Raw genomic sequence first — 1,988 nt, forward strand, 5'->3', positions numbered from 1 at the left:
GCCAGGAGGTTGGTCTGCTCGGCGATGGCGCGGATGGTTTCCAGCACCGTGCCGATCTTCTCGCTGTTCGCAGCCAGCCCTTCGACCTGAACCATCGCTGCGCTCATGTCGGCGGCGAGGGTGTCGATGCTTGCGGTGGTGCGGTCGATCACGGTCAGGCCCTGACGCGTGGCGCGGTCGGCGTCCTTGGCCGCTTCGGCGGCCTGCGCGGCGCTGCGTGCAACGTCCTGGGCAGTGGCGCTCATTTCGTGGGACGCGGTGGCGACCTGATCGACCTGGCGATATTGCTGCTCCATGCCGGCGCTGGTCTGAGTGGCGATGGCCGAGGACTGGTCGGCAGTGTTGCGCGCGTCCTGCACCGAGCGTTTTACCTCGGCAATGATCGGCTGCAACTTGTCGAGGAACTTGTTGAACCAACCGGCCAATTGGCCCAGTTCGTCCTGCTTGTCATAGGCCAGACGCCGGGTCAGGTCGCCTTCGCCGCTGGCGATGTCTTCAAGCATGTGCGCCACACCAAGGATCGGCCTGGTCACGCTGCGCGCCATCAGCCACACCAGCAGCAGACCGATCAGCGCGGCGAGCAGGCCGAGGCTCAGTTCGATCAGCGTGCCCGAGGTATTGCTCGCATCCAGTTGCTGTTTGAGCGCTTCGGCGCGGCTGACCAGGACTTTCTCCGGCACATCGAGCAACACGCCCCATGCCGGTCCGTCGGGAATCGGCTGGAACGGCGACAGCACTTTCAACTGGCCGTTGCTGTGCAGGCTGCTCACGCCAGTGCTCGCGGCGAGCAGGCGCAGCAACTCGCTGCCGCTGGCCTGATCCACCGCATCCAGGCGCTGGCTGAGTTTGCCGGCATCCGGGCTGTAACCGGCGAGCAGGCCGGCGGGGCTGACGATACTCACGGCGGTCTGACCGTCATACAGCTTGCGGCTGGCGTTCTGGCTGATCGCTTGCAGGCTGTTGAGGTTGATGTCGACCGACAGCGAGGCGATGACTTTGCCGTTGACCTGCAGCGGGAAGACGATGCTGGTCATCAGCACTTTGTGGCCGTCGATGACATAGAAGTACGGCTCGATCACACACGGTTTGAGCGTGGTGCGCGGGCAGGTGAACCAAGCGTTGGCGGCCTGACCGCTGGGGCCGGTGCTGGTGTCGCTCATGTCGCTTTCCGGTAGCGCCATCGAGGTGACTTTGCCCGGGGTCGGCTGCGACCAGTACAAGGCAAAACGGCCCTTGTCGTTGCTGCCCAGTTCAGCCTGATCGGCGAACAGTTCGTCCTTGCCGTCCAGTGCATTGGCTTCGAACACCAGCGACAGGCCGAGCAGGTCCGGGTTGGCTTGCAGCGCGGATTTGACCTGACGGGTCATGTCCTCGCGCAGATCGAAGGCATCGAGAAAACGCTTCTCGGCCTGCTCACGCAAAAACAGTACCTGCCGCGAGAAACCGTGGCCGTACTGATAGGCGTCCATGAATTGCTGACGAATGCCGGCGGCCTGCACTTCACCTTGCGACTCGATCCGCGCCTGCGCCGATTCGGTGAGCATCTCCATGCTCGAGGCCTTGACCAGCGCCGAGCTGTGTTCCATGCGATACAGCGAAAGACCGACCAACAGGGTCACGATACCGGCCAGGCAGAGGCCGGCGAGCAGGGTGATTTTCCATTGGATGGAAAGTTGTCTGAGCGACATGGAAAACATCCTTATCCGATAAATATCTGAGACTTTGCACTGTAGCGGCCGCGTTTCGGCTTTCTTTATGCCGTGAGCGCAATATGACCGATTGCCGCATGCGGGGCCTGTGGTCCTGTGATTCTGTGGCGAGGGGATTTATCCCCGTTCGGCTGCGAAGCAGTCGTGACACCTGCGTATAGGGTTGTTTCGAAGTTTGCCGGGGGCGGCGTCGCCACCCAACGGGGATAAATCCCCTCGCCACAGGGCTTTGACACCGCCGCCACTCTGCGGCACAGTGCGCGCCCTCTAACAAGACCC

General features: G+C 62.6%; 1 protein-coding gene. It reads right to left on the reverse strand.

Annotation, left to right across the window (positions count from 1 at the left end; translation table 11 throughout):
* Positions 1–1,688, reverse strand: a 1,688-nt coding sequence (locus tag D6877_RS03485) for a methyl-accepting chemotaxis protein (protein WP_130909865.1), incomplete at its 3' end; no start/stop codon positions are given.
* Positions 1,689–1,988 lie beyond the last annotated feature (300 nt).

The sequence above is a fragment of the Pseudomonas sp. Sample_9 genome, from assembly GCF_004307535.1.
Classification (GTDB): domain Bacteria; phylum Pseudomonadota; class Gammaproteobacteria; order Pseudomonadales; family Pseudomonadaceae; genus Aquipseudomonas; species Aquipseudomonas mercuritolerans.